Origin of the sequence: Acetobacter aceti, assembly GCF_002005445.1 — a bacterium.
In the GTDB taxonomy this organism is placed as follows: domain Bacteria; phylum Pseudomonadota; class Alphaproteobacteria; order Acetobacterales; family Acetobacteraceae; genus Acetobacter; species Acetobacter aceti_B.
Map to the genome: position 1 here is coordinate 2,359,868 of NZ_CP014692.1, position 24,125 is coordinate 2,383,992.

General features: G+C 53.2%; 26 protein-coding genes. 11 read left to right on the forward strand and 15 right to left on the reverse strand.

Annotated features, from left to right (window positions below):
- Positions 1–2 precede the first annotated feature (2 nt).
- On the forward strand, positions 3–629 hold the full coding sequence (petA, locus tag A0U92_RS10615) for a ubiquinol-cytochrome c reductase iron-sulfur subunit (protein ID WP_077813197.1): 627 nt from the start codon (positions 3–5) through the stop codon (positions 627–629).
- Positions 630–756: 127 nt separating this feature from the next.
- On the opposite strand, the gene A0U92_RS10620 is transcribed toward petA, so the two are convergent.
- A complete protein-coding gene (locus A0U92_RS10620) occupies positions 757–1,452 on the reverse strand; it encodes a YdcF family protein (RefSeq protein ID WP_236748092.1) in 696 nt (231 codons plus the stop codon).
- 175 nt (positions 1,453–1,627) lie between these two features.
- Between A0U92_RS10620 and A0U92_RS18640 the strand changes: the two genes are divergently transcribed.
- Positions 1,628–2,221, forward strand: a complete 594-nt coding sequence (locus A0U92_RS18640; RefSeq protein ID WP_236748093.1) for a hypothetical protein — start codon at positions 1,628–1,630, stop codon at positions 2,219–2,221.
- A gap of 161 nt (positions 2,222–2,382) precedes the next feature.
- Positions 2,383–2,514, forward strand: coding sequence for a hypothetical protein (locus tag A0U92_RS18440; RefSeq protein WP_257788145.1), 132 nt, complete (start codon positions 2,383–2,385; stop codon positions 2,512–2,514).
- Between the two features lie 85 nt (positions 2,515–2,599).
- Here A0U92_RS18440 and A0U92_RS10630 read toward each other — a convergent pair whose 3' ends face one another.
- The 8 genes from A0U92_RS10630 to A0U92_RS10665 all read right to left on the reverse strand — a co-directional run bounded on the left by A0U92_RS10630 (position 2,600) and on the right by A0U92_RS10665 (position 8,625).
- Positions 2,600–3,199: a thioredoxin domain-containing protein gene (locus A0U92_RS10630; protein ID WP_077813199.1), complete on the reverse strand. Its 600-nt coding sequence runs from the start codon at positions 3,197–3,199 to the stop codon at positions 2,600–2,602.
- Between the two features lie 24 nt (positions 3,200–3,223).
- Positions 3,224–4,585 (reverse strand): outer membrane beta-barrel protein, encoded by a 1,362-nt coding sequence (locus A0U92_RS10635; protein ID WP_077813200.1) that lies wholly within the window; start codon positions 4,583–4,585, stop codon positions 3,224–3,226.
- A 90-nt stretch (positions 4,586–4,675) separates the two neighbouring features.
- Positions 4,676–5,179, reverse strand: a complete 504-nt coding sequence (locus A0U92_RS10640; protein ID WP_236748094.1) for a c-type cytochrome — start codon at positions 5,177–5,179, stop codon at positions 4,676–4,678.
- A 22-nt stretch (positions 5,180–5,201) separates the two neighbouring features.
- Entirely contained in the window at positions 5,202–5,678 is a 477-nt protein-coding gene (locus A0U92_RS10645; RefSeq protein ID WP_077813202.1) for a c-type cytochrome, read from the reverse strand.
- 26 nt (positions 5,679–5,704) lie between these two features.
- Positions 5,705–6,265 carry a methylamine dehydrogenase (amicyanin) small subunit gene (gene mauA / locus A0U92_RS10650; RefSeq protein ID WP_077813203.1) on the reverse strand — a complete coding sequence of 187 codons (561 nt, stop codon included), beginning with the start codon at positions 6,263–6,265 and terminating at the stop codon, positions 5,705–5,707.
- Positions 6,252–6,857: a thioredoxin domain-containing protein gene (locus A0U92_RS10655; RefSeq protein WP_077813204.1), complete on the reverse strand. Its 606-nt coding sequence runs from the start codon at positions 6,855–6,857 to the stop codon at positions 6,252–6,254. The genes mauA and A0U92_RS10655 overlap by 14 nt, the downstream gene beginning before the upstream one ends.
- Positions 6,854–7,399: a MauE/DoxX family redox-associated membrane protein gene (locus tag A0U92_RS10660; RefSeq protein ID WP_236748095.1), complete on the reverse strand. Its 546-nt coding sequence runs from the start codon at positions 7,397–7,399 to the stop codon at positions 6,854–6,856. Before A0U92_RS10660 ends, A0U92_RS10655 begins: the two co-directional genes overlap by 4 nt.
- Positions 7,396–8,625 (reverse strand): amine dehydrogenase large subunit, encoded by a 1,230-nt coding sequence (locus tag A0U92_RS10665; protein ID WP_077813206.1) that lies wholly within the window; start codon positions 8,623–8,625, stop codon positions 7,396–7,398. The genes A0U92_RS10660 and A0U92_RS10665 overlap by 4 nt, the downstream gene beginning before the upstream one ends.
- A 525-nt stretch (positions 8,626–9,150) precedes the next feature.
- Between A0U92_RS10665 and hemB the strand changes: the two genes are divergently transcribed.
- The 7 genes from hemB (at position 9,151) to A0U92_RS10700 (ending at position 15,838) form a co-directional block, all read left to right on the forward strand.
- A complete protein-coding gene (gene hemB / locus A0U92_RS10670) occupies positions 9,151–10,146 on the forward strand; it encodes a porphobilinogen synthase (protein WP_077813207.1) in 996 nt (331 codons plus the stop codon).
- A 198-nt stretch (positions 10,147–10,344) separates the two neighbouring features.
- Complete coding sequence (locus A0U92_RS10675; protein WP_077813208.1) at positions 10,345–11,295, forward strand: hypothetical protein; 951 nt, start codon at positions 10,345–10,347, stop codon at positions 11,293–11,295.
- 126 nt (positions 11,296–11,421) lie between these two features.
- A complete protein-coding gene (locus tag A0U92_RS10680; RefSeq protein WP_077813209.1) occupies positions 11,422–12,153 on the forward strand; it encodes an arginyltransferase in 732 nt (243 codons plus the stop codon).
- Positions 12,154–12,348: 195 nt separating this feature from the next.
- Positions 12,349–13,029 (forward strand): winged helix-turn-helix domain-containing protein, encoded by a 681-nt coding sequence (locus tag A0U92_RS10685; RefSeq protein ID WP_077813210.1) that lies wholly within the window; start codon positions 12,349–12,351, stop codon positions 13,027–13,029.
- Between the two features lie 126 nt (positions 13,030–13,155).
- Positions 13,156–14,733, forward strand: coding sequence for a sensor histidine kinase (locus A0U92_RS10690; RefSeq protein WP_077813211.1), 1,578 nt, complete (start codon positions 13,156–13,158; stop codon positions 14,731–14,733).
- Positions 14,730–15,134 carry a hypothetical protein gene (locus A0U92_RS10695; protein WP_077813212.1) on the forward strand — a complete coding sequence of 135 codons (405 nt, stop codon included), beginning with the start codon at positions 14,730–14,732 and terminating at the stop codon, positions 15,132–15,134. Before A0U92_RS10690 ends, A0U92_RS10695 begins: the two co-directional genes overlap by 4 nt.
- On the forward strand, positions 15,131–15,838 hold the full coding sequence (locus A0U92_RS10700) for an SIMPL domain-containing protein (RefSeq protein ID WP_077813213.1): 708 nt from the start codon (positions 15,131–15,133) through the stop codon (positions 15,836–15,838). The genes A0U92_RS10695 and A0U92_RS10700 overlap by 4 nt, the downstream gene beginning before the upstream one ends.
- Positions 15,839–16,239: 401 nt before the next feature.
- Here the strand turns inward: A0U92_RS10700 and A0U92_RS18300 are convergent, their stop codons facing one another.
- The 6 genes from A0U92_RS18300 to A0U92_RS10725 all read right to left on the reverse strand — a co-directional run bounded on the left by A0U92_RS18300 (position 16,240) and on the right by A0U92_RS10725 (position 21,366).
- On the reverse strand, positions 16,240–16,920 hold the full coding sequence (locus A0U92_RS18300) for a hypothetical protein (protein WP_236748097.1): 681 nt from the start codon (positions 16,918–16,920) through the stop codon (positions 16,240–16,242).
- Positions 16,910–17,287: a DUF707 domain-containing protein gene (locus tag A0U92_RS18305; RefSeq protein WP_236748098.1), complete on the reverse strand. Its 378-nt coding sequence runs from the start codon at positions 17,285–17,287 to the stop codon at positions 16,910–16,912. The genes A0U92_RS18300 and A0U92_RS18305 overlap by 11 nt, the downstream gene beginning before the upstream one ends.
- A 181-nt stretch (positions 17,288–17,468) precedes the next feature.
- On the reverse strand, positions 17,469–18,017 hold the full coding sequence (gene rfbC / locus A0U92_RS10710; protein WP_077813214.1) for a dTDP-4-dehydrorhamnose 3,5-epimerase: 549 nt from the start codon (positions 18,015–18,017) through the stop codon (positions 17,469–17,471).
- Positions 18,004–19,362, reverse strand: a complete 1,359-nt coding sequence (locus A0U92_RS10715; protein WP_077813215.1) for an NAD(P)H-dependent oxidoreductase — start codon at positions 19,360–19,362, stop codon at positions 18,004–18,006. Before A0U92_RS10715 ends, rfbC begins: the two co-directional genes overlap by 14 nt.
- A 62-nt stretch (positions 19,363–19,424) precedes the next feature.
- A complete protein-coding gene (gene rfbF, locus A0U92_RS10720; protein WP_077813216.1) occupies positions 19,425–20,204 on the reverse strand; it encodes a glucose-1-phosphate cytidylyltransferase in 780 nt (259 codons plus the stop codon).
- Between the two features lie 97 nt (positions 20,205–20,301).
- On the reverse strand, positions 20,302–21,366 hold the full coding sequence (locus A0U92_RS10725) for an NAD-dependent epimerase/dehydratase family protein (protein WP_077813217.1): 1,065 nt from the start codon (positions 21,364–21,366) through the stop codon (positions 20,302–20,304).
- Positions 21,367–23,071: 1,705 nt separating this feature from the next.
- Between A0U92_RS10725 and A0U92_RS10730 the strand changes: the two genes are divergently transcribed.
- Positions 23,072–24,088: an acyltransferase family protein gene (locus A0U92_RS10730; RefSeq protein ID WP_077813218.1), complete on the forward strand. Its 1,017-nt coding sequence runs from the start codon at positions 23,072–23,074 to the stop codon at positions 24,086–24,088.
- Positions 24,089–24,125 lie beyond the last annotated feature (37 nt).

The following is a 24,125-nucleotide window of genomic DNA, read 5'->3' on the forward strand; positions in this document are numbered from 1 at the left end:
CAATGACCGATCATTCTGACACCACGGACAGCACGGAACCCGGCCGTCGGGACTTCCTCGGCATGGTGACGACGGCGGGTGTGGCGGCTGGCGCCTGCGCCTGCGCTGTTCCTTTCGTGCAGAGCCTTGCGCCGCAGGACAGCGCTTCCGCGCATCTGCCCGTGGATGTGGACATTTCCAAACTTGCACCCGGTCAACAAATGACCGCCGTGTGGCAGGGCAAGCCGGTATTCATCCTGCGTCGCACGCCTGAAGATCTGAAGCAGCTTCAGGATGCCGCTCTCGTGGCCGATCTCCGCGATCCGGACTCTTCCGTACTCCAGCAGCCGTCCTACGCGAAGAACTGGCATCGCTCGCTTGTGCCGGAATATGGCGTGTATGTCGGTGTCTGCACGCATCTGGGCTGCGTGCCGGTCTACGAAGCCACCACGGGAGGCGACAACAAGGGCCGCTATAACTGCCCGTGTCATGGCTCGAAGTTCGATCTGGCCGGGCGCGTGCGTAAAGGGGTTCCGGCTCCTTACAACCTGCCGGTTCCACCGCATGTGCTGGTCAGTCCTACCCAGCTTCGGCTGGGGGAAAGCCCTAAAGGCGAGAGTTTCGATTTTTCGAGTATTGTTCAGATCTGATGGAAGGCCCCGTGAATAGCGGGGCTTTTTTGTGAGAATGCTGCCATATATAAACTATGGTGGTTTTCGTCTCTACGAAGACGCGCAGCATATCACCCCAAAACAAAGCAGATAGCAGTTCTGTCAATCACGACAGGATCCGGCCTTTCGTTTTCTCATGGTTTTTCAAAAGCTCACAAACATGCTGGTAAGCTGCTTCAATCTCGGAAGGAACGTCAACGTGCGGGATAAAGCCATGCCCGCACGGACCGTAGCCATTCTCATCGTCACGCAATCTTGGAATTTCTCCCAAAATCAAAGATAGAAACCGTTCCGGACTCCATAGTCCGGAAGGTAATCCTTCAGCATATGTTATGATCCCGTCCCGCATTTGAAGACGAGGAACAAAAGTCGGGGAACTATAGAAAACCGTTGCACAAGATGCTTCCTGAAAGGCTTTCTGGAAGGTTACGACAGTTCTTAACTGCATGGCCGGATCCTGAAACAGGATCGCCGTTCGAATATTCAGATCCAGCTTCAGGAGGAGTGATTGCGTAAAGCTCGCGTTTTCACCGCAGTTGGTGGAACGTGTTTCCAGAATCAGTTTTTCTTTTGGAAATTTCCAGAATTTCGACGCCAGATCAGCAAATATCTCAGCTTCGGATCTGTCTTTCACCTGTATTTCTGGCAGCAGATTTTCCGCTCTGACAGCTTCCACCAGAAGAGAGGTCGAATGTCCGATCCCACCTGAAAAAAGCAGGGGGCAATTGGCTTCAAGCGCTGCTCCGGAAGCCGCATGAGCCGTTTCAAGGATGGCATTTCCAGCGTGAATGACCAGATCCACGGGAGGACTGCCAATCTGCGGCATATTACTGAAAGCCAGAAATGCCGCTATTGCATTGACTGCATCAACATCCTTCTGGGTTTTCAGCCACGCATTGAACTCGGACATGTTATTTTTCTTTTCTTATTGAAAGCTGCGCTCCGCAGGACATAACGTCTCTGCCACAAAGCCCGCAATGTCGGAAAAAGCTTCGAAAAGCTGCTTTTCATCAGATTGGCCGCCACGGGTAGATGTGCAGACGACGACGGCCGTTTTTCGTCCTGCCCATGCAACGCAAACATCTCCGGCCGCGTGCTTCCCGTTGTTACCAGTTTTATCGCCCACAGTCCAAAGGGCGGAAAACCTGATCGCAATCTTTTACCGCCTGTCCGACAGTCTTTCATCCATCCCAACAGCAATGAGCAGGATGCGACAGACAGCGCCCAACCAGAAATCAACTGTCGCAGTATATCGGCCATCGCTGTCGGTGTCGTTGATTTCAGTCCAGATCATCCTGATCTCATCAGGTTCTCGCAAACTCATTAAGCATAACATACTGAAATCATTAAAATCATTTCAGGTCAGACACTCAGGTGATATGGCGCAAGTGGTCAGCTATAGCCTTCGCCATCTGAAACCTGCCGATATTCATGCCATGGTTGTGTATCTGCGTGACGTAAAGCCTCAGTCATCCAGTCATGGCGCTGCGTCGGTCCGTCAATCGCCTTCCGCTGACACCACCCTGCCCCAGCAGACAAAACGGAGGACGGCTGTTTACATCAGCCTGTAGCGGCTGCCATCTCCCTGACGGCAGCGGTCGTCAGTCCACTTTCGCCAACATTGCCTGAGCCCGCAGTCTCAGCCCACAGTCTGAGCGCGGACAATGGCCGTAACCTGCTCCACGTCATCATGAAGGGCTCGAACCTGATGACGGACAAAGGAAATCAGACGATGCCCGGCTTCTCAGGCGGCAATTACAGCCAGAAAGACCTGAACGGTATTGCTGCTTTTGTCATGACGCATTTTACGGAAGGGAATCCCTCCGAACATGTCTTCAGCGAGTTTGCAAACAAACCCGGCTAAACCTCTGCTCTCCGAAAGTTTCTCTTCCGGAGAGCAGAGGGCCTGTCATTCTTTTCTGGCAGAAACAGGCGTCAGAAAAGAGCGATCAGGCCGTCTCAATTTTCTGCTGTTTACGGTGCGTGATGTAATCCTGCACCGTTGTAAAACCGCTCTCCCAGGCATTGAGAAGACTTTCCAGATGTTCACGACTGTTTACCAGACCACGGGACAGGATGACGCCTTCTGAAGAAAGCAGGAAGGCGGCTGGAAGTTTATCCACCTCCAGCACCCGTCCAAGGACAGGATCATTAATAAAACGATCCGTCCTGATCCCGACGTTCTTTGCAAAGCGCTCCTGAATCCCGATAGCATCATCTCCGGCGAAAACCAGACTGACATGTTCTTTTCGACAGAAATCCTGTGCGATCGGAATGATCTTTCTCGATACCGGGCACGTTGCAGAGACAAACAGCAGCAGCGTCGTTTCCCGCCTGTCTGACGGACTGAAAGCATCTCCATTCAGCAAACGGAATGGCCCTGTAGGGCAGGTATCACCCGGCTGGAGACCTTTTGATCCTGTCAGTGCTCCCGCCGGCGCGACCTCGCGGAAAAGCTGCCTGACCTGACGGGTCAGACGCCATGTCACAAGAAGCGTAGCCAGCAGAACACCTGTCAGCAGCACATTGACGCAAACCAGCTCTGTCATCGTTCCTGCTCCAGCCTAAAGACTTCAGAATGCCCAGATTGCGTCACAACTGAACCAGAACATGTTGTTGGTGCCATTGTTCGCATATTTGATGGTCGGATCGTCTGTGGATGAGACGCGATTGAAAGGGCGCGTCCCGTTCAGCGACTTGTCCAGACGCAGTTCCGGCCGGATGGTCAGGCTACCTTTGGGGAGGTGAAGGAATTGCGGACGATAAGCCACACCCACAGTCAACTCACCATAGGTGGTGCCTGCGGCGTAATTATAAGGGTAAGGGCGTCCACGCAACTCGTTGATATAGGACATTGTCGAAGTATTGCTGCCGATAACACCACCATTATTGTCGCGAAAAATTTCCCCACGAGCATTGAATGTCAGCCACGGATAGAAATCATGGGCGAAATAGGCTGTCACGCCATACACATCGTCCTGAAGATAATCATCGTGAAAATACGTGCCGTTGAGAGTAAAGGTGGTCGTCTCGTTGATTTTGTAAGAAGCGATGATGTCACCGATATATTCCATCGCATGATTGGCGTCACGACCAATGGCGTACACGCTCTGCTGTGGTCCTACATAGGCAAGGGCGGACAGATCCAGCTTTCCGTCCAGAAGGCCATTGGACTGGAAACCAAAATACCCTTTGGGACGATTGTTGTTTTTCGCACCGCCGAAGGTCGTCGAATTTCCGGCGTTCACGCCGAGGATCCAGTCAAGATGCTCGGTAAGGTGGACAGTCGCCGTTACGCCCACCACTTCGAACGGCACGATGAAGTCCGATGAATAATTGTAGCTGTAGAAAGGCCGCTCCAGAGCATCCGTGCCTTCCACGCCCTGCATGCCGTACATCTGCCCGATCTGAAGATCGAGACCATCCTTGGTGAACCAGGGAAGATGCGCATCAATGTGCGCCTGTGTCGGCGCGAACTGATACATGCCTGTGATCGCCCCGTCGGCCATACCGATAGTCGGGTTGAACCGGGCGTCCGAGCCGTAGAGGACTTCAAGCGTGAATCCGAGACCGTAACCGGCGCCAATCTCTGAAACCGGATGAGAAAGCGTGCCTGTGATCTGGTTGAGTGTCGCGGTATTGGCGCGATCAACATAGGACTGCGCCCAGTTGCGTCCGGTATGCGTCCAGGGATTGCCGTTGACGCCTGCCTCGACAACGATATGACCTTCAAGATCGTCAAACCAGCTGTGGCTTCCGGGTGGCTGGAGATTGACATCCACCTTGGCTGCGTCAGCTTTTTCCGCTGCCGTTTCCTCACTGACCAGAGGACGTCCCGACTGTTCCGGTGTCAATCTCTCCTGCGCAAAAGCCGGCAAGGAAACGAGCTGAAGCGCAAAATACGCCCCAACGGAGAGACGGGGACGAGAGATCATGCACGGAACACTCCTTGTCTGGCATCATGCAAACTGGCCAATGACATCCCGGTATCCAGAAGATTACAGAGATCAGCGACCGTTTTCTTTTTACAGTTTCTTTGCAGTCTTCTCTGCACAGGCTGCCAGAGAACGCCCGAGGGTCTGACCGCGCTGCGCCATGAAATCGGGAACGGATAAAGGCTCTTTCCGCCATGCATGAATCTCGGCTGCCGTATAAGGCCGGAACCCTTGCGGCAGACTGGTTCCAGCCAGCCGGAACATGACAAAATTCATGACATCCGCGAGGGTCTGATCGTCCCGGACGAGAGACATCGACACACCGGGCACACGGATCAGATAGGCCCGCCCCTCATCTGTGCAGGCGAATCCGCCAACAGCATTGCGTAAAGTCGGCACAAAACTGCTCCCGGATACGCCCTCTATGCCGTGACAACCACCGCAATGAGACAGATAGGTCACACTGGTGTGGTCAAGCACGGTGGCGTGCGACACGGAATCCGCAGCCTGTGAAACGCCGGACAGAAAGCACACACTTCCCGCAATCAGAATCAGAGCCGGAACGACCCGCATCAGAAGAGCCGTTCCGGGCATCGAAGACCGCCTTCCCGCTTTCTCAGGGGATCGGGTGCACAGCATTCAACTTGTTTCGCTCTTCAAGAACCGCTGGAGGCGTCAGCGTGGACGCACGCTCTTTCTTCACATCATCAGCAGTGAAGGTCGGCGCGGGCTTTACGTCACTGAGAGATGCAACATAGGTGAGAATAGCTGCAATATTCTCATCGCTCTGGGCACCGAAGGACGGCATGTAACCCATATAGGTGCCGCCACCAGCCTTGATCATACCCGACAGACCATTGAGCAGTACATGCGTCACATACGCTTTGCCTTCCGGTGTGGACGCAATCGCACCGATACGTCCCTTGAGCGGCGGAAACTGACCGACGACGCCTGCTGCGCTGACCTGATGGCAAAGGCTGCAATTACCTGTGTAAAGCTGCTGACCGTCCGCCGCAGCGTGAGCCTTGCCCGAAGCGGTCACCCCGCTGGCAAGAAGGGCTGCGGCACTCAGGGAAAAGAGAATTTTCTTCATTATCACTACAATCTGCTTCTGATGACTTATGATGCCCTGCCGACCACGGCTGCGGTCGAGCAATTGTACATCTCCGATGTTCCCGTTCCGAAACACCAGATGATGTCGTTATTGGCCATCGGACGATAGGACGGCTGGTCACCATCCGTATTAAGGCACGTCACCTCGTTACACGAATCCTGACCACAGCAGTCGCGATAGGCAATCATATAGGAATTGCCGTCCTGCGGGTTGTAACAGCTACCGATCCACGAGGTGGGAGACGGCGCCGTTCCCGGCGGGCATGTATGGGTGCCGCCACCGCAGGCCGTGCACAGATTGCCGTCGATGGCGCAGTAACGCCAGTAATCGCAGGCAAGATCGTCTTTCGCCTGCGCTTTCGCAGCGAACGGTGACTGGGGCTTGGGCTTTGCTGTTGCGGCGTCAGCCCGGCTGACCGGCAGCAGCATGAAGGCCGGAGCCGCCACAACCGCACCACCGACTTTTGTCAGCATATCACGGCGCGAGGTATGGCCAGCGATCCGCCGCAGAACGCTCTCTGTCAGACGATCCAGCATCGAACCCTGTTTCTTTTCAGACGGCAGCATGAGAAATCACTCCTGTCTTCACCCGATCAACCTTCGGAGCCACTGGAACAGTGTCCAGCAACTCTTCGATCTGACGGCGTGTATTCACAATATCCTTGGCCCGAATGACGCCGCGCTCATCCAGCAGCACCAAAGCAGGCAGACGGTTAATCTGAAGGACCAGCCCAAGCTCCACTCCCGTCAGAAGCGGAACATCCTGCATCTCAGGGCGACTGGCCACCATGTCCTGAAGTTCCGGAACCGGTCCGTCCCCGACGAACAAAAACTCGAATCCTCTGCTGGCAGCCACTTCACGCGCAACGGGAATAACGCGTTTGCAGACCGGACATTCCGGCGCCACGAACAGAAGCATCTGGTAGTGGCCCGGTTGCAGGGCATCACCGATCATGACCGGCCTGTCTTCCAGTGTGCGCAGAACCAGCCTCGGGACTGTCTGCCCGACATCCAGCCCCGGACGCGCTTCCTGAGCGCCAATCGGCGCTATCCGTTCATGCAGCACGCCGATCTGACGTGCGAGCGCCAGCAATGTCACAGCAAGAACCAGAACCAGAACTGTCAGAAAGCCCTGCCAGATAAGAAGAGCGACCATCATGCCTGCTCTCCTGACGCATCACTGAGGGAGAGATCCGGCAATACGCGCAGCGCCTGCCAGAGCACCCAGAGCGCCACGCCACACGCGGCACCCTCGATCCGGATGCCAACCGAAGAAACCTCCCCTCCCACGACAGGCAGCAAGGCAGGCACACCACACGCCAGCGTACGGAAAACCAGCGACCAGGAAAGCGCCTCGCCTTTCTGTCCGGGTGTGCAGCCACAGGACAGGTCAGTGCGGCCCCGCATGACGTTGATACCCATCGCCAGAGCGAAGGTCACCATCAGACCAGCGGCGGCAACACCTCCGACACCCTGCCCGATACCGGACAGCAGCATCAGACCGACAAGCACCTCCACCGCGCCAAGCCCCCACGCCGCAGTCTCAAGAAACGATGCGGGAAGAAGCCGGTAGGACGAAAGCGTCCCGAGAAAGAGGTCATGTTCCCGTAGCTTGGAAACTCCAGCCACAAGAAACATGATCCCCACACCTCCGGCGCAGAGGGCTGAAAGACCACCCATCATGAGAGAGGCGGCATTCATCCTTCACCGGGCGCAACCGTGAAGATCAGCGAACTGCCGAGCGCCTTCATCTTGTGCGCCTGTTTGCCGGTTTTCGCATCGAGGATATAAAAATCACTGATATCTTCATTCGTTGTGAACATCAGAGGATGTTCATCCTGCGTCACACCGACCATAGGGCTGGGAGTCGGCAGAGCCATACGACGGATGCGCTTATGCGTAGCCGTATCGTAAACCCAGACTTCCGAACCGGCCTCCTTGTGACTCCAGAACGGCCCCTTGTGCATCAGCACGTACAGTTCATGACTGCTTTTATGCAGAGCGGACATCTGCCAGCCACCGGGACGCCACGTCACCTCGAAAGGCTTCGACGAGTCTGGCGCCACCTTCATTCCGGCGCCTTCCTGCAGAGACCAGGGCTTGCTGACGACAGAATCAGCACCAAGCCCGGTTTCGTAAACCTTGCCGGTATAGCTGATGAACCACGCCTTGCCGTCCTTGGCCGAGGAAGGACTCTGCTCAAAGATGCCGTCGTGATCAGGCTCGAAGAACGCCGCGCTGTGCGTCATGGACGGCTTGCCATCAGCGCCGATGCTGACATTGGCCAGCGTGCCGTCAGCGCAGAGCGAGGAGAAACCGCTGTTACCCCAAGGGTAAATCAACGCACATCCCGGCACATCAACCGTCTGCGTGATCTTGTGGGATGCCGTATCCACCACTTCGACCGCGCTGCCGGGGCTCATCTGGTAAACATAGACAAGAGAGCCGTCGGCGCTGATGGCGAGGTTATTGCGCTTGGGTGTGACCAGCGCACGGGACGGAAGCTTTTCGTCGGCGACGATCTTCAGTGTGCTGCTTTCATATTCAGCCAGCAGATCATTGCGCTCACCGCGATTGCCGCGTTCCCACGTCGTTTCACCAACAAAGAAATGGCTGGCGTCAGGCGACAGAACGACATTCGGATTGTATGCGGCCTGCACCATCCCCAGCAGACGCCCCTTGTCGGCATCCACCACGTAGGCACGACCATCCTTGCCATGCTGATACACGGCGTCCACGACCAGAATCGTATGAGGCGACCATGGCGCCAGCGTTACAATATCGCTTTGTTCCGTCTGAGGAATAGGTTCATCCGCCCGCGCCGAGGCTGTTGCTGCAATAAGAACAACACCGCCCAGTAAAGAACGGAGAAAAGCAGCGCGACTACTCTTCTTATTAGGCAAATGCGGGAACGTCATGAGACTCATTTCTATCGGTTTCGCAATGTTTCAGATATGACGCGACTGTCGCATTTCCGCAAGACCAATCATCATTATCTCTATTTATTTTCTCCAGAGAAACAAAAACACAACAGCCATAGGTTAATCCACACCTGTTATATCGAAATATCCGATAGATGGGTAAATATTACCACTTTTCAAGAAATTATGCCTGAGCATGAAGCCACACACCCGACCATGCACAAGGATCTTCTATTTTGTTATTAAATCGAAACATTCTCGCGGGGCTCGTGATCAGTTACAAGCCACTCTCCTTGGCCCTAGCGCGCACAACAGCCCACCCGACTTTGGTGGCGATTTTGCAAACCTGTCGGCAGGGCGCATAATCGCTTCACTACAAGAATTGTATCTCGCGCGACAGTGTGTTGCCGCGGGCTGCTTTATCCATGGTTCCGTCGAGCTCTGACAGCCGTTGCCGGGCCTGGAATCATCTGCATTCACGCCGTGCCTATCGCCCTGATTGCGGTATCCAACGGGACAAGAGGAGTTGTCATGACTGTCGGTCGTTTTCCGCTGACACGCCTGCGTCGCAACAGGCAGGACCGTTTCACCCGCAGGCTTGTTGCCGAGAACAGTCTTTCCATTGATGACCTGATCTGGCCGATCTTCGTGATGGAAGGCAGCAATTCCATTACGGATGTTGCGTCCATGCCCGGAGTGCAGCGTGTCACCCTCGACAGACTGGCCGCGCATGTTGAAACAGCCGCCAGGCTGGATATTCCTGCGCTGGCCCTGTTCCCCATTACGCCTTCGGAAGTGCGTGATGAGGCCGGGACCGAGGCGCTCAACCCCGACAATCTCATGTGCCGGGCAGCCCGCCTGCTTAAAAGCGAGTTCCCCGACATGGGGCTGATCGGCGACGTTGCCCTCGATCCCTACACCAACCACGGCCATGACGGCGTCATTCGCGATGGTTACGTCGTCAATGATGAGTCCGTTGATATTCTGAAGGTTCAGGCGACCAATCAGGCAGCCGCGGGCATCGACATCATCGCCCCCTCCGACATGATGGACGGACGCATCGAAGCCATCCGTCGCGATCTGGACGAGAATGGTCTGATCGACACACGGATCATGTCCTACGCCGCCAAATATGCCAGCGCGTTCTACGGCCCGTTCCGTGACGCGCTCGGCTCCGGAGGGCTTCTGAAGGGCGACAAGAAAACCTACCAGATGGACCCGGCCAATTCGGATGAAGCCCTGCGTGAGGTCGAACTTGATCTTCTCGAAGGCGCCGACATGGTCATGGTCAAGCCGGGAATGCCCTATCTCGACATCATCCGACGTGTACGGGACAGCTTCTCCGTACCGACCTTCGCCTATCAGGTCTCGGGTGAGTACGCGATGCTGATGGCGGCGATCCAGAATGGCTGGCTGGATCATGAGCGGGCAGTCATGGAAAGCCTGCTGGCTTTCAAGCGGGCTGGAGCGAACGGCATTCTGACCTACTTCGCCATTGAGGCGGCACAGCGGATCAAGGTCCAGTAGTCAGGGTTCACAAACGAATCAACGTCTTGGCGGCACGTTCTCCAGTCGCGGAGACGTTGGTTTTACAGTGACGAAACCGCAACACTCCAGAAATATGATCCCGTTCAAAAAATAGAATATCAATTAAAACAATTACTTAAAAAAATACAATTCATAGGGCTCTTTGAATCGCAATGTAACAGCTTCGATAAATGTGACATGCATCTCATCAACGTTCCAACGCTGGTGAAAGCCCTGAACCTGATGCTTCGCAAAACCGCCCTTCTGACCTGCCTGACCACCGCAACACTTGCATTTTCGATGATCGACGCCGCCTGCGCCGCTCCTCCGGCAGTTGTCGCCGTCAACAGGGAGATCGGCCTTTCTGTAACGGGTAACTTCGAGGATCTGACACGCAACATTGGACATAATTATAACGTACGTCCTACCTGGTTCTCCGATGACAATTATCAGTCGCAGAGATCAGACCGCATTCATCAAACAGGCTGGACACCAGGCTTCCGGGCGGATGCACAGTACATGTTTGACACCAGCATCATGAAACATCTTTACGCTGCGGCCACTTTCACACTGGACGACGGCCAGACAGAAGACAGCCGGAAAACATATTGGCATGTGCAGCCAGCTTCCGGTTCAGCGTTCAATGATCACGCCCGCTATCAGGCTGGACAAAACCGATCCGGCATCAATGTAACCGGCGAAATCGGCAAAGGGTTTCTGATACTCAATGACCGACTGCTTATCATGCCGACCATACAGGGCGGTTATCGAGCTGGAGGAGCAAATACTTTTACTGCCTATGGTAAAGGTTATATCGGCCTCGCTCTTCATATCGATTACGCCATTACCAACCGCCTTGTCATTCGTGGACGGGCCGGCTGGGCACAGTTTCTTGACACGCATACCTACTTCGGCAGCAACAACCCTTATGCCCATGACTCCCGTCCCGAATGGAGCGGCGACATCGCCCTTGACTATCGCATGACAGATCGCGTGCATCTGACAGGAGGCGTACGCTACACTTACCTGAACTACGGCCGGGCACGACAGACCGCCTATACTCCATTCTGGAATGAAACTGACTCAGCAAACGGTATTAACTGGCGCAACGGCGTTCAGCTCCGCCTCGGCGTGGCGTATCAACTCTGAGAAAAGAATGAGGACATAGCCGGTCTTCAATTGACGGCAGGCCCGACTGTTCGTCATTATCCATCCCCTGTTCCGGATGAACATTCGGGAGCAGGGTGATGCGCCAATGCGGGAGGCTGAAAACTGATGACTTTTTCGTCTCGCCACCCGCAGTTTTTCTATACGACCGCTCCCCAGCCCTGCCCTTACCTGCCGGACCGGATGGAGCGGAAGGTCGTCACCGATCTGTCTGGTCCCAATGCGGAAGCTCTGCACGACCGACTGTCGCGGGCGGGCTTTCGACGCAGTCACGCCATTGCCTACGCGCCCGTCTGCAACGGCTGCACTGCCTGCGTCCCCATCCGCATTCCCGTCCAGCGATTTGTTCCCAGCCGAACCCAGAAACGAAGCATCAAAGCCAACTCCGATCTGCAGGGGTTCGAGGTTCCGGCAAAAGCCACTGCCGAGCAGTTCGTGCTGTTTCGTCAGTACCAGCTTGCCCGACACGCAACGGGCGATATGGCGAGCATGAATTTCGCCGATTACCGGTCAATGGTTGAAGATACTCCCATTGATACCTTCATGGTGGAGTTCCGGTCGCCGGAGAACCACCTTATGGCGGTCAGTCTGGTCGACGCCCTGAGTGATGGACTCTCGGCTGTATACAGTTTTTACGACCCCACCGACAGCACACGCTCTCTGGGCAGCTTCGCGGTCCTCTGGCTGGTCCAGCAGGCGAAACGAAGACGCCTGCCATACGTCTATCTTGGCTACTGGATCGCCCAGAGTCCCAAGATGGCCTACAAGACCAACTTCCGTCCTGCCGAGATTCTGTCACGAGGGAACTGGCGTGATCTGGACGAACACGACCTCGCATGAAATGCAGTCTGCCACGACGTATGAAATCAACCTCGCCGTTTCATGAATAACCTCTCATGTAAGATCTCTTTTCCGCGGAAATCCGCGACTTAGGCGGACAGGCGCCCTGCCCTCCGCGTGACAGGTGCCGCAACTCACTCTAATCTCCTACCGCATTCAGTATGCGATCCGTCGCAATATCGGAGATCTCGTTTTATGCGCATACTTCTCGTTGAGGATGATCCGACAGTTCGGGGTTTCGTCGCCAAAGGTCTGAGCGAGACCGGCCACCTCGTCGAGCAGGCTGACAACGGCAAGGACGGGCTGTTTCTTGCCGTCAGCGAGAAGTTCGATGTCATCATTCTCGACCGCATGCTTCCCGGCGGCATTGATGGCCTCCGCATCCTGGAGACGCTCCGCTCGCAGGCCAATGCAACGCCGGTGCTGATTCTTTCCGCCCTGGCAGACGTGGATGACCGCGTCGCCGGATTGAAAGCCGGTGGCGATGATTATCTGACAAAGCCTTTCGCATTCTCGGAACTCCTTGCCCGTGTCGAGGCGCTCGGGCGGCGCGGTCGCAACGAGGCTGCCCCCCAGACCAGACTGGAAATCAGTGGCCTTGAGATGGATCTGCTTTCCCGGAGCGTGAAGCGTGACGGGCAGAAGATCGATCTCCAGCCACGAGAGTTCCGCCTGCTTGAATTTCTGATGCGGCATGCCGGACAGGTCGTTACCCGCACAATGCTGCTTGAAGGCGTGTGGGATTACCATTTCGACCCACAGACGAACGTGATCGATGTCCACGTGTCACGCCTGCGGCAGAAAGTGGACAAGCCATTCGAAGCGCCGCTTATCCATACCGTCCGGAACGCGGGTTACATGCTCCGCGCTGACTGACCTTTTCAGCTACCCGGTGATGGGGTTATTTTTTCAACCTGCCCATCATCGGCTTTCGCCAGTCGGGATACTGATAGTGCGTAATGGTCTTTTTCCATTTCTCTGCTGGCCCGGCGCGGCTGACTTATGACACCCCCCATCTCTCCTGAACCGGCTGAACAGGCAGTTCCCGCAAGGCAACGCGGATTTCGACTATCCCGTCTCTCACTCAAGGCCCTGCGTTACCATATCGGTGGCCTGAGATCCGCGGGTGTCCGCTTTGCTCTCGGTTATGCGGTTCTGTTCTGGGTTTCCGCCGGGCTTTTTCTCTCAGTCATCTGGTGGGGAACCGCCAGCCTTCTGCAACGGCAGGTGGAAGCTTCCGTGGCGGCGGATGCGCGCGCCCTTTCCGAACGCTGGTCAGATGGAGGCCTCTCGGCGCTTGCGCTCACCATCGAAGACCGACTGGAAGACAATGTTGATGATGACGCCCTGTATCTGCTGGTGGGTCCGCATGGAGAGCGTATAGCCGGCAATCTGCCCTCATGGCCGGAGCCCGTGGCCATGAGCAATGTCTGGTATCAGCTCACCATCAAGCGGGCCGGAATCAGAGGGGTTGCCGAAGTACAGTCTTTCGATCTTCCAAAGAACTATCGATTACTTGTCGGAAGGGACGTGCGTGGACGGTCCACATTGCGCCATCTGCTCACCGACACCCTGTTCTGGGCATGGGGCATCATCACTGTTCTGACATTTATCGGCGCTTTTTTCGTCCGCAGCATGTTCAGACGCATGATTTCATCCATTGCACGAACCACCTCCGCCATTGCGCACGGCGACATGGACCGACGCGTCCCTCTTTCCGGACGTGGTGATGAAATCGATGAAGTTGCCGAAGCGATCAATGAGATGCTCGATCGCATCAAACGCCTGATGGACGGCGTGAAGCAGGTTTCGAACGCGATTGCCCATGATCTGCGCACTCCGATCACGCGCGCCCGTGCCCAGCTCGAATATGCAGCATTGCATGCCAGGGATGAGAATTCACTACGCTCGGCCATCGAGGAAGGCGTCAGCGATCTCGACAATATTACAGCCGTATTCGAAGCTCTTCTCAGAATTGCACAGATTGAAGCCGGTTCGAGACGATCGGCCTTCGCGTCATTCGACCTGATGCCTGTGCTCAGCGACATTGTAGAACTCTACGAACCGTTGGCCGATGATCAGGGCAGCAGAATCATGTTGCGCGCACCGGAACATCTCCAGTTCTATGGCGATCGTTCCATGATCCAGCAGGCTGTTTCGAATCTGATCGATAACGCCATCAAGTTTTCGCCTCACAACGGAACGATCACCGTCGCTGTCGCCACCGGCTTCAATCCTGTCCCCGCCGACCGGGCGGGTGGGCGCATCGTTACCCTTGAAGTCAGTGATCAGGGGCCGGGTATGACAGCAGCCGACATGGAAAGAGCATCAGAGCGCTTCTTCCGTGCAGACGCCGCCCGCAATACGCCCGGTTCCGGTCTTGGTCTTTCTCTGGTCCAGGCCATTGTCCACCTTCACGGTGGTATTCTGCAGTTTCAGTCCCGTAGTCCCGGCCTCTGCGTAAGAATGTATCTGCCGCTCCCGGAAGATGACGGCAAAAAACAGGGTACAGATATGACGGAGGATTCACACACTTACCATCCGCAAGACAGACCGGATCTGCTAGTGTCTCAATCATGATACGTGTGATGTTTCTGATTGCAGCACCGATTCTGCTCTTAGCCCTGTGTGGGGTGGCAGAAGCCGAAACTGGTGACAGTTCAGTCCGAATGCTGTTTGCCCGTGAACCCGTGAATGGCGGAGCATCACCGGTCGCACAGCCCGTCGCCATGGTGAGGACGATGGATGGAAGCGACACTTCTCCCTCTGAACGCAGCATGGAAGTCACCTCCGACAGCCGGGATTACTGCTCGCGCCTGATGCGCACGATTGATGAGCATGACAGGCAGATACGATCCGAAGATGTTGTCGCTCTCAGAAAAGAAGGCCAACGTCTTTGTAGTCAGGGCTATGTCCGGCTGGGTGTCACGCGGCTGAGGGAAGCCCTCGCCATTCTTAAAGGCAGGAATATACATCCATGAGTCATTCGAAGTCGTCTTATATCGCAGTATCTGGTCTGGCGCTGCTCGCCGGTCTCGCTCATGGCACAGTGGCATCTGCGGCTGATCCCGAAATTCATGACGGGTCGACACGTCTGAATGTTACCGGAACCGGTTCGGTTGATGCTGCTCCTGATCTGTTGACAGCCACATTGCTGATTCAGAATGAAGCGGTGAAAGCTGTTGATGCACAGGCGAAAACCAACGATGCCGCCCATGCTGCCGTGACCAAAGCTGAAAAGGTTGCAGGCGTTACGGTTCTGACCGATTCGTACGACGTGTCGGAAAACCGCAAAGACAACAAACCCTCCAGTTGGACAGCCCGGCAGACCATTCAGATCAAGGCCAAAGATGCTTCAGCTCTGCTGGATCTGGTCGGCAGGCTTCAGGCCAACGGATTGTTGCTGGAAGGCGTATCCTGGTCTCTGTCGCCTGAACATCAGAAGGAACTGCATCGTCAGGCCGAGAAAAAGGCGGTGGATGATCTCCGCAGCCGCTCCAGCGAAATAGCTAATGACCTTGGTCTGAAAGTGTCTTCAATTGCTTCAATCTCGGTCGATGAGCCGCTGACTGTTCGCCCAGTCGCCTTCATGGCCCGCGCTGCGATGGCTGCTCCGACGATGCGTTCGGAAGATCAGACGGTTACAGCCAATATTCAGGCTACAGTAATCCTGAAGCCACAATAGTTATGGGGCGTATTTTCTTCCATTACCAAAGGCTACCTTTGTTTTTATTAGAGGATTAACACAAAACACACTCCAGCTCCGACTGAAGAAGCAATTACTTATGATATAAATATAATATTATTAATCTTCTATGTGAATTTTTTACATAATAGTATTCAAAAAAATCTCTCTTCGGTTAATGGAAATCACAACTCAGTGGTATTCCTGCAGACAAAAGCATTCAGATAATTTTCAAACCCGTCGCCTTAAATCTTTTAAAGCCGTGATCGCAGACATTCAAAACTATCTTTCGTGATTCAAGGAGGATCTTCAGGCCGTTCCAATCATTGATCCGGACAGGTTGCATAGAAAAGCGCGTCACCGCGCAACATTCAGCCTGGCAAATTCAGGCTCTGGAGCGTTTACGGTCTGACTACGCTATTCTCTCCCAACCCGGAAAGGACTGTATCACGTGCTGCCGCAACGTCGATAATCTCATTATCTCCGCGATCGACCGACGCCACCTTTCCCAGCCCCAGAAGAGCCATTTCTGTGCCCGGTATGGCGCGAAGCTGTTCAGGACGATATCCTGCCTTGGTAAATGCCCACACTGTCATGCAGGCCGATTTGAAGACCGCTCTCGCAGGGTTTTTCACTCGTCGGGCCATCCATAAAAGCGCGATAGCATTGCGAATACGCGTTTCAAAATCCCCCACCCGTCGTCCGTTTGTCAGCCACCCTCCGTAAACATGCTTGGTCTTCGGATGATTATCAAAGCAACTCGTCAGGAACTTGATTTCCTGATGTGGATCGATGCCATCCTTGACGAAATTCACATAGATGGGACCACTGTAAAGCGGGCGGACATGAACCATCGGAACCTCATCGACGACCGCTGCACGGAAGGCGGGATCTTCCATCAGCATTGTCCAGATGAGATCAGTCCCCCAGCCCGTGAAATGCCGCTCGAACATCGGCAGGATCGTGCGGAGATAGGACGATTTGATGCAGCAGGCCATTGATTCGAGAAAATTACTGTAACGCAGCCGAAAGCCAGGCACACGTAGAAGAATGTCGTGAGAGACATAGCTGTCATGTGTCATGTGTCATGGCCGGCTGCGCCATCGTCAGATCGTATTCCACCGCTATATCGAACAACTTGCTGATATCAGAAGATTTCATCCGCAAGTCATCATCCGGCAGCATGATATATTCATAACGATCAAGCAGTTCAGGATGCGCTTTGAAATGGCGGGCTATACTGTCCCATTTCGTTCCATAATCGAATACAGGAGGCAGATCACCATCGAAAGAGAGCGACTGATCTTTTGCATAGACATTCAGCTGAAGATCCCAGTTGCGTGGTGTTGCATCATTCGCAATCCATTCGCGATGAAGCGACTCATCGCCGACACGCGCCAGAACAAGAAAACGTCTTTTTCCAGACTGGAACCCTTCTTCGTTTTTCATCCCAAACTCCTAGCATCAGAAATAGAAGATATTTAAAGACTTCATTCCCTAAACCTAACGCATTTAAACGGACACATCTTACAAGAATCTATAGCAGAAACTGGAAGTATCCGGGTTATTCACATCACCGTGTTCCCTTCAGATTCCAGACGGAAGAAGAAAGTCCACTACAGAAAACACATTAAAAAATTGGAGACTGCCCTTGCCGCAAAAGCGGCCATGCCGCGTCTTTTGTTGATAGATCAATAACTTCCAGAGGCCATGTAATCCGCAGCAGTGGATCATCGTAACGCAACCCGCCTTCAGCGCCGGGTGTATAGGCAGCGCTCACAGGATAAAAAACCTCTGTATTATCAAGAAGGGTCTGAAATCCGTGAGCGAATCCGGGCGGCACGTACAGCATACGATGATTCTCTGCACTCAGAACAAAAGACTCATGTTTCAGATAGGTCACGGAATCCCCGCGAAGATCCACAATGACGTCCACAATACTCCCTCTGGTGCATCGCATGAGTTTGGCTTCAGCATGAACACCACGCTGGAAATGCAGCCCACGAACCGTGCCCTTGTTACGTGAAAACGACATATTATGTTGTACAAAATCGGAAATCAGACCATGTTGCGTGAATTCATCCCGACACATCATCCTGGAGAAGAAACCACGATTATCCTCTACCAGTTCTGGCTCGATAATCATGGCATCCTTCAGCGTGGTTTCACGAAAGATCACAGGCAACCTCCTTGATCGTCTCGCCTGGTGAAAAAGCTCTTTCCTGCTCGGCATAAAGACGATCGATGACTCTTCCTTCCGGCAGATCGATATCTGCAAAGGTCAAAGGACGGTCACGTGGAATGTGTCTGCGAACCGTCGAACCTATGGCAAGTCCCAGAGGAATAAGGTTTTCCTCTCTGATGGTTTCGATATTTTCAATCATTCCGTAAACTTCGAAACCACCGAGTTCGGCGATTGTCTCTCCCGGCTCGAGGTCTTTCTTGGCTAGCGCAATAACACCGACAACCGGTCCAGAAAGCGGGGCAAGAGTCGCGTCTCCAAACAGAACGGCACGGGCCACAGAGCCGGGAACTTCAAAATGGCACAGATGAAACGGGGTATAGAAACAGTAATAAGGGCCCGGTCCCATCTTGTAATAATTCAGAAAATGTCGCTGTTTTACGTCATCCATCGTCCCAAGCACAAAAACTCCCGGCCCTGGCCTCGCTCCGATCACGTAATCGACAACGCCGGGACCTCCTTCCGCGAGATGTGCATCCAGAAACGGGGAGAAGGCTGTCGCCACGTCTTCCAGAGGTACCAAGGGTGTATCCGGATTTCCACCCGAGAAATCAGGACCGAGCATGCCTCGCCGAGCCACCTTCATACCCGTGCCATTGGCAATCACTGTCTGCTCAAAGGAAATTTTGGTTCCGTCAGCGAAGGATGCAGCCATAGCCGGCTGCAAACTCCATTTTTCCGCAAAGGATATCTGCGTGTCTGGAGTGCGATAAGGATCGTAAAGGCCCTTGATACTGCCGCACAAAACCGGGCGCACACCAATACCTGTCATGAAGCGAACCAGATTCATCATGACGCCCGGCTGATCTCCATCGCCTGCGGTATAGACGACGTTGGCGAGGTCAGCTTTCTTTTTCAGGATGGGGCCAACCGTTCCATCAAGCTCCGCGTTCACCTGAATCAGATGTTTTCCGCCTTCGATCGCTGCCAGCGCTGCTCTGGCAGCGTGCTCCATGGAGCCAGTTGCCTCGATAATCGCATCGATTCCACTGGCCTGAGCCAGAAGCACCGGATCACTGGTCACGACCCGCTGCCCTGATGCAAGGACACGTTCAACTGACTGAGCATCCGGACACCACACCGGTTCAAGGCCCAGTTCTTCAAACAGGACTTCACCATGAGCGCGTGTACGGTTGCAAACAGCCACTACGCGCATCCCGGGTGTAGCTGTTTCAATGGTGCGCGCGATGGCCTTCGCCTGTGTCCCTGCACCAATCAGGGCCACTGTCACTGGCCGCCCTTCGGTTTCGCGACGCTTCAATGCCGTATCGACAATAATCATGTTCCGGCTCCAGATTTATTACCATGAAGTTCGAGGACAGGACGGTTTCCGTCAGGACACTCTCAGTCAGCCCAGACTTTCCACGGGGCAGCCCCCGTTGCCCATGTGGCCTCCAGAACCTGCTTGTCACGCAGGGTGTCCATATTTTGCCAGTACCGATCATGCACGAAGCTCGACAGCTTGCCTCGTTCGATCAGTCTGCTCATCGGTTCCGCTTCCCATGTCGTCAGATCGTCATCGATCAGGTCGAGGACCTGCGGTTCACACACGAAAAAACCGCCATTGATCAACCCACCGTCACCGGCGCGTTTCTCACCGAAGCCACTTACGGACATCGCATTATCGGTAAGCTCCAGCGCACCAAAGCGACCCGGCTGCACGACGGCTGTCAACGTGCACCAGGCTGCACGCGATCGATGAAATGCCAGAAGATCGGCTATATTCACGTCACTTACACCGTCGCCGTAGGTGAGACAGAACGTGCTGTCCTCAAGATAACGACGCGCTCGAAGAATGCGACCGCCCGTCAGGGATTCCTGTCCTGTATCCAGAACGGTAACACGCCAGTTGTCTGTCTGGGCTTCCAGCCAGCGCACATCCCCCGTGCCGAGGTCTATGGTGAAATCGCGACGCGCGTAACGGTAACGCATAAAATAGTCTCGTATGAATTCGATACGATAACCACCGAGAATGACAAAATCAGAGAACCCATAATGGGCGTATATCTTCATGATATGCCAGAGTATTGGTCGTCCGCCGATTTCGGCCATAGGCTTTGGGCGGATCATTGTCTCTTCACTAAGTCTGGTGCCAAAGCCTCCGGCGAGAATTGCGACCTTCATTTATTTTTTCCTTATGCCGCAAAGCATTGTTAAAACGATTACCTTGAAGACAGAGCTGTTTTCTTCTACTGCCTATCAGAGATAAGAATATTCAAACTCAGAGATTGTATCCCCCTTCCTCGCATCGCCAGACAAGAGAACGGTTAAGCCGCCCTGACGCCATATGGCTCTCAAGCACCTTGAGTCGTATCAACGATGAATTACGAAACTCACTGTCTTCAAAACCCATTCCAGCCAGACCGGACTTAAGATGAGAAATCGAATCCTCAAGAGTCACCTGAGGCTGGTGATTCGGCGCCAGTGACTTGTACAGGCCGAAATCAACCTGATAGGACCGGCTATCCACTGCTGAATTGGTGTTTATACTTATCTCGGTTCCTGGAAGGGCTTTGGCTACAGCCTCAGCAATCTGATGGACCTGATAATTTCGCTCATCGCTGCCTACGTTCACGACCAGATAACGCCCACCATTATCTGGCGAACGGCTCACCGCCCACTCCACCGCACGGGCCATATCGTGCGTATCGATCAGCGGTCGCCAAGGTGTGCCGTCCGAAAGCACGCTGAGTTTTCCAGTCACCATCGCGGAAGCGACAAAGTCGTTCAGCACAAGATCCAGTCGAAGGCGATCAGACATACCGCAGGCTGTAGCAAAACGCAGACAGGTAATTGTCATGGCGCCATCAATCTGTTCCAGCGCCTTTTCCGCGCCAATCTTGGATTGTGCGTAGGTAGTCACTGGATTGAGTGGATCCGTCTCCCTACGGGGACCACCCTCGGCAACTCCATAAATACTGCAACTGGATGCAAAGACGAAATGTTTTACACCAGCCGCAGATGCCGCCTGAGCCAGAGCCACGGTTGCATTTTGATTGATGTCGAGTGTGACATCCTGAAACCTGTCCCCCATGGGATCGTTCGAAATCGCCGCAAGCTGGACAACGGCATCATAACCAGCCAGCAATCCATCAGAAAAAGCCCTCACATCCCCAAAAAACTGAGCATCAAGGACTCTTTCGGGTAGACACGCAACTCCTGTGAGGCAATGCGCGAAGTAAGCATTGTCAAAACCATGTAATACACTTTGTGGGCATGCCTTCTTTAGCTGCGCCGAGACGGCCGGTCCCACGTAACCCATATTTCCGACGATCAGAATTCGCATGTTGGTCTTCTTTCACTCGTATCCAAAGAGTCGAAATTCAATCCGTTACGTCAGCAGATCTGCATCTTTGCAACGACATTCTTGACCTCTCAAAAATATGTTTGCTGCGGCACATGAGAACTCAAAAAAAATTGAGACACGTTTTTCTGTAAGCAACAAACCAAAGTTCGATATTTTCTCCAAATAAATATCCACACTCACTATCTAATTAACAAAACAAATAAAACATATTATTGAAATTTTAAAGCAAATGATTATAATTGTATTATTATATATACTCAATACAATAAAATATATTCCATCAGAAACTGATATCTATTTCTGTTGCATTGTTTTCGTTTATTGCCTGATTTAGAAAACCAGCCACTTCTTCCCCACCTTTAATTTTTTTATTTATTTTTAAATATAACCTGATACGGGGCTACATTACACATAAAATAGAAAGCATGTCATCAAAAAAAACACATCATCAAAAATACAGCAAATGGCACTGCAAAATGACATCGCGTAGTATGTTGCGCTATTTTCTAACCCATTAATATTATTGAATAATAAGACTTGAACGAGTTGAATTTACTAAAAAACTTATTTTTTGCAAAATTGATCTTATATCAACATGGATTCTTGTGGTTACGCTCTCAATTTCGTGATCATTTGATCGCATTATCGATATTACCCTTTAAATACAATCACGCAGCTTCAGGAACAAGAGCCCTTATTGGAAAAGGCTTAGAGTCCCGATATGGAATGAAATCAATTCTCTGCATCAATGAAAAACAGCGAAAAACCGGCCTTTTCGGGGGTATCTATGTGCTCCGTAAGCCCGACTCACCGTCAGATGATGAATTTCCAAAAGGGCTCTAACATTCGATTGAAATGCTGTCTTTATAGGTGGACTATTCATTCTTCTTTCTTTGAAAAACGGCGATGATGATAACCGCTACGTGTGACACGATATGTCACACACTTTCCTTTGGTTGATCTTGCTTTTTTTGTAACAATACTTGATCCGGAAACAATAATGACCACTCATATGATCGGAACAGCGACGTGCATGCAAGAGCCATGCAATCCTTGCCACGTATTGTATGGCTTGTTTTCTATGCGTATCGGGGCCGGCATCATGGGTTGCGACACGCTGCTGTGTTAGCGTTGTCCGAGACCTGCGCTATGAGCACACTGTCTCCAGAAAGCTGTTACGAATTACGTAAATAAGCCGTTCACTCACGGATTATTTTTACATCAAGCTTTGAATTTCTGCCATCTTGTCTTCACATGAATGAGCAATCATGGCAGCAGGATTTTATACGGCGAGACTGATGGCCGAGACAGGAATTTCCGAATCGAGGTTACGAAAACAGTAAAGGCAGGAATAATGTGACAACAGTTACCGTTACCGTTAGACTATATATTGTCTATATCCCTTGCTGATACTGGCATTCCCGTCAAACACGTCAGCTTCCATGAGACCGATAAGACATGAGAGAGTCGATTTCCTCCCCGCTCGTGGACCAGCATGACAATGTTCGGCTTGTCAGAAGCGGGCAGGATGAGACTGATGCCACCATCAGTGTCAGATATTCGTAGTGGGAAAGAATGAGTCAAAAGTAATCCTGATACACTACCACAGTCCGATCATACGGTTCGTCAGCCCATGATAGCTGCAGATGTTTCGTTAACGAGCGAAAAAGACAAAAGCTACCCGATGCTTCAACTGCTGCGCATGCTCGTCGCGCTCAGTATTTTTACCGGTCACTGGGGGGAACCCTATGTGGGACGGTTATGGCCTCAGGGGCAGATCGCCATCGACATCTTCTTCATGATCGAAGGCTTCCTCGCAATGGGCTCTCTATCACAGCCTGCTGTTATCAGTATGACCAGGCAGCAGATTATCGGCAGCCGCCTCGCTCATATCTATCCGGTTTATGCCATCGCACTCGTAGCCAGCTTCTGTGCCTTCGCTCCTCTGGCGCTCACCAATGCGGAGGGATGGACCGTCACAAACTGGATCGGCGCTTTCATTTCCGGCCTTGTCCTGCTGCCTTTCTTCTCCACACTCGTTGACGGCTCGGTCTTCCCGCTCAATCCACCCAGCTGGGCTATAGTGCTGGAGTTATTCGGCTTTGCCCTTCTGGTCTGTCTACGTGTTCATGATACTCCCAGACGGTTACTCGCTCTATGGATTGGCGCAGCTTTCACCTACTTCACGCTAAGCATGATGTGGCGCGATCTCAATGCGGGCTGGTCATCAATGCATTACTGGGGTGGATGGCCGCGCATGATTCTGAGTTTCTCCGGCGGCGCGTGGCTGCGCCATCTGCATGGGGAGCATGAGGTGCGCACCCCGAAAATCCATCCAGTCATCGTTCTCGCGCTATTCGTTGGTATGCACCTGCCGAAAATTCACCTCATCGGCGCGCCATTACTGGGCATCGGCGTCCCTGTGCTGGTGTGGCTAGGAGCTTCATGCCCGCGTCCAGTCTGGCTCGAAACAGTCGCAGCCTTTTCCAAAAGAAACACGCTCGCACTCTATCTGCTCGGCTATCCCGTCATGATGGTCTGGCGATACGTCAATACCATATTCATGGTGCCTCCTTCTTTCGCCGGAAGTCTCGCAGGATTGGCCCTAGTTCTTGGCAGTTTGCTGGTGGCAAGTATGGTTCTGACTTACACAATGAAATATCTAAACCATGGGGACACACAAATTCAGAAATCACCATAAATACATGGAGGGATCGAAGAACCGTTGGTTGATGCCC

Bases quoted from the DNA above. Each gene is read 5' to 3' on its own strand.
- A0U92_RS10730 (WP_077813218.1), top strand. From the start codon at position 23,072: ATGCTTCAACTGCTGCGCATGCTCGTCGCGCTCAGTATTTTTACCGGT.
- A0U92_RS10680 (WP_077813209.1), top strand. From the start codon at position 11,422: ATGACTTTTTCGTCTCGCCACCCGCAGTTTTTCTATACGACCGCTCCC.
- petA (WP_077813197.1), top strand. From the start codon at position 3: ATGACCGATCATTCTGACACCACGGACAGCACGGAACCCGGCCGTCGG.
- A0U92_RS10655 (WP_077813204.1), bottom strand. From the start codon at position 6,857: ATGATGGTCGCTCTTCTTATCTGGCAGGGCTTTCTGACAGTTCTGGTT.
- A0U92_RS18300 (WP_236748097.1), bottom strand. From the start codon at position 16,920: ATGACACATGACAGCTATGTCTCTCACGACATTCTTCTACGTGTGCCT.
- mauA (WP_077813203.1), bottom strand. From the start codon at position 6,265: ATGCTGCCGTCTGAAAAGAAACAGGGTTCGATGCTGGATCGTCTGACA.
- rfbF (WP_077813216.1), bottom strand. From the start codon at position 20,204: ATGAAGGTCGCAATTCTCGCCGGAGGCTTTGGCACCAGACTTAGTGAA.
- A0U92_RS10645 (WP_077813202.1), bottom strand. From the start codon at position 5,678: ATGAAGAAAATTCTCTTTTCCCTGAGTGCCGCAGCCCTTCTTGCCAGC.
- A0U92_RS10675 (WP_077813208.1), top strand. From the start codon at position 10,345: ATGCATCTCATCAACGTTCCAACGCTGGTGAAAGCCCTGAACCTGATG.
- A0U92_RS18440 (WP_257788145.1), top strand. From the start codon at position 2,383: ATGCCCGGCTTCTCAGGCGGCAATTACAGCCAGAAAGACCTGAACGGT.
- A0U92_RS10695 (WP_077813212.1), top strand. From the start codon at position 14,730: ATGATACGTGTGATGTTTCTGATTGCAGCACCGATTCTGCTCTTAGCC.
- A0U92_RS10715 (WP_077813215.1), bottom strand. From the start codon at position 19,362: ATGATTATTGTCGATACGGCATTGAAGCGTCGCGAAACCGAAGGGCGG.
- A0U92_RS10685 (WP_077813210.1), top strand. From the start codon at position 12,349: ATGCGCATACTTCTCGTTGAGGATGATCCGACAGTTCGGGGTTTCGTC.
- A0U92_RS10700 (WP_077813213.1), top strand. From the start codon at position 15,131: ATGAGTCATTCGAAGTCGTCTTATATCGCAGTATCTGGTCTGGCGCTG.
- A0U92_RS18640 (WP_236748093.1), top strand. From the start codon at position 1,628: ATGTCGGAAAAAGCTTCGAAAAGCTGCTTTTCATCAGATTGGCCGCCA.
- A0U92_RS10640 (WP_236748094.1), bottom strand. From the start codon at position 5,179: ATGCCCGGAACGGCTCTTCTGATGCGGGTCGTTCCGGCTCTGATTCTG.
- A0U92_RS10725 (WP_077813217.1), bottom strand. From the start codon at position 21,366: ATGCGAATTCTGATCGTCGGAAATATGGGTTACGTGGGACCGGCCGTC.
- A0U92_RS10665 (WP_077813206.1), bottom strand. From the start codon at position 8,625: ATGAGTCTCATGACGTTCCCGCATTTGCCTAATAAGAAGAGTAGTCGC.
- A0U92_RS10635 (WP_077813200.1), bottom strand. From the start codon at position 4,585: ATGATCTCTCGTCCCCGTCTCTCCGTTGGGGCGTATTTTGCGCTTCAG.
- A0U92_RS10630 (WP_077813199.1), bottom strand. From the start codon at position 3,199: ATGACAGAGCTGGTTTGCGTCAATGTGCTGCTGACAGGTGTTCTGCTG.
- A0U92_RS10690 (WP_077813211.1), top strand. From the start codon at position 13,156: ATGACACCCCCCATCTCTCCTGAACCGGCTGAACAGGCAGTTCCCGCA.
- A0U92_RS10660 (WP_236748095.1), bottom strand. From the start codon at position 7,399: ATGAATGCCGCCTCTCTCATGATGGGTGGTCTTTCAGCCCTCTGCGCC.
- hemB (WP_077813207.1), top strand. From the start codon at position 9,151: ATGACTGTCGGTCGTTTTCCGCTGACACGCCTGCGTCGCAACAGGCAG.
- A0U92_RS18305 (WP_236748098.1), bottom strand. From the start codon at position 17,287: ATGAAAAACGAAGAAGGGTTCCAGTCTGGAAAAAGACGTTTTCTTGTT.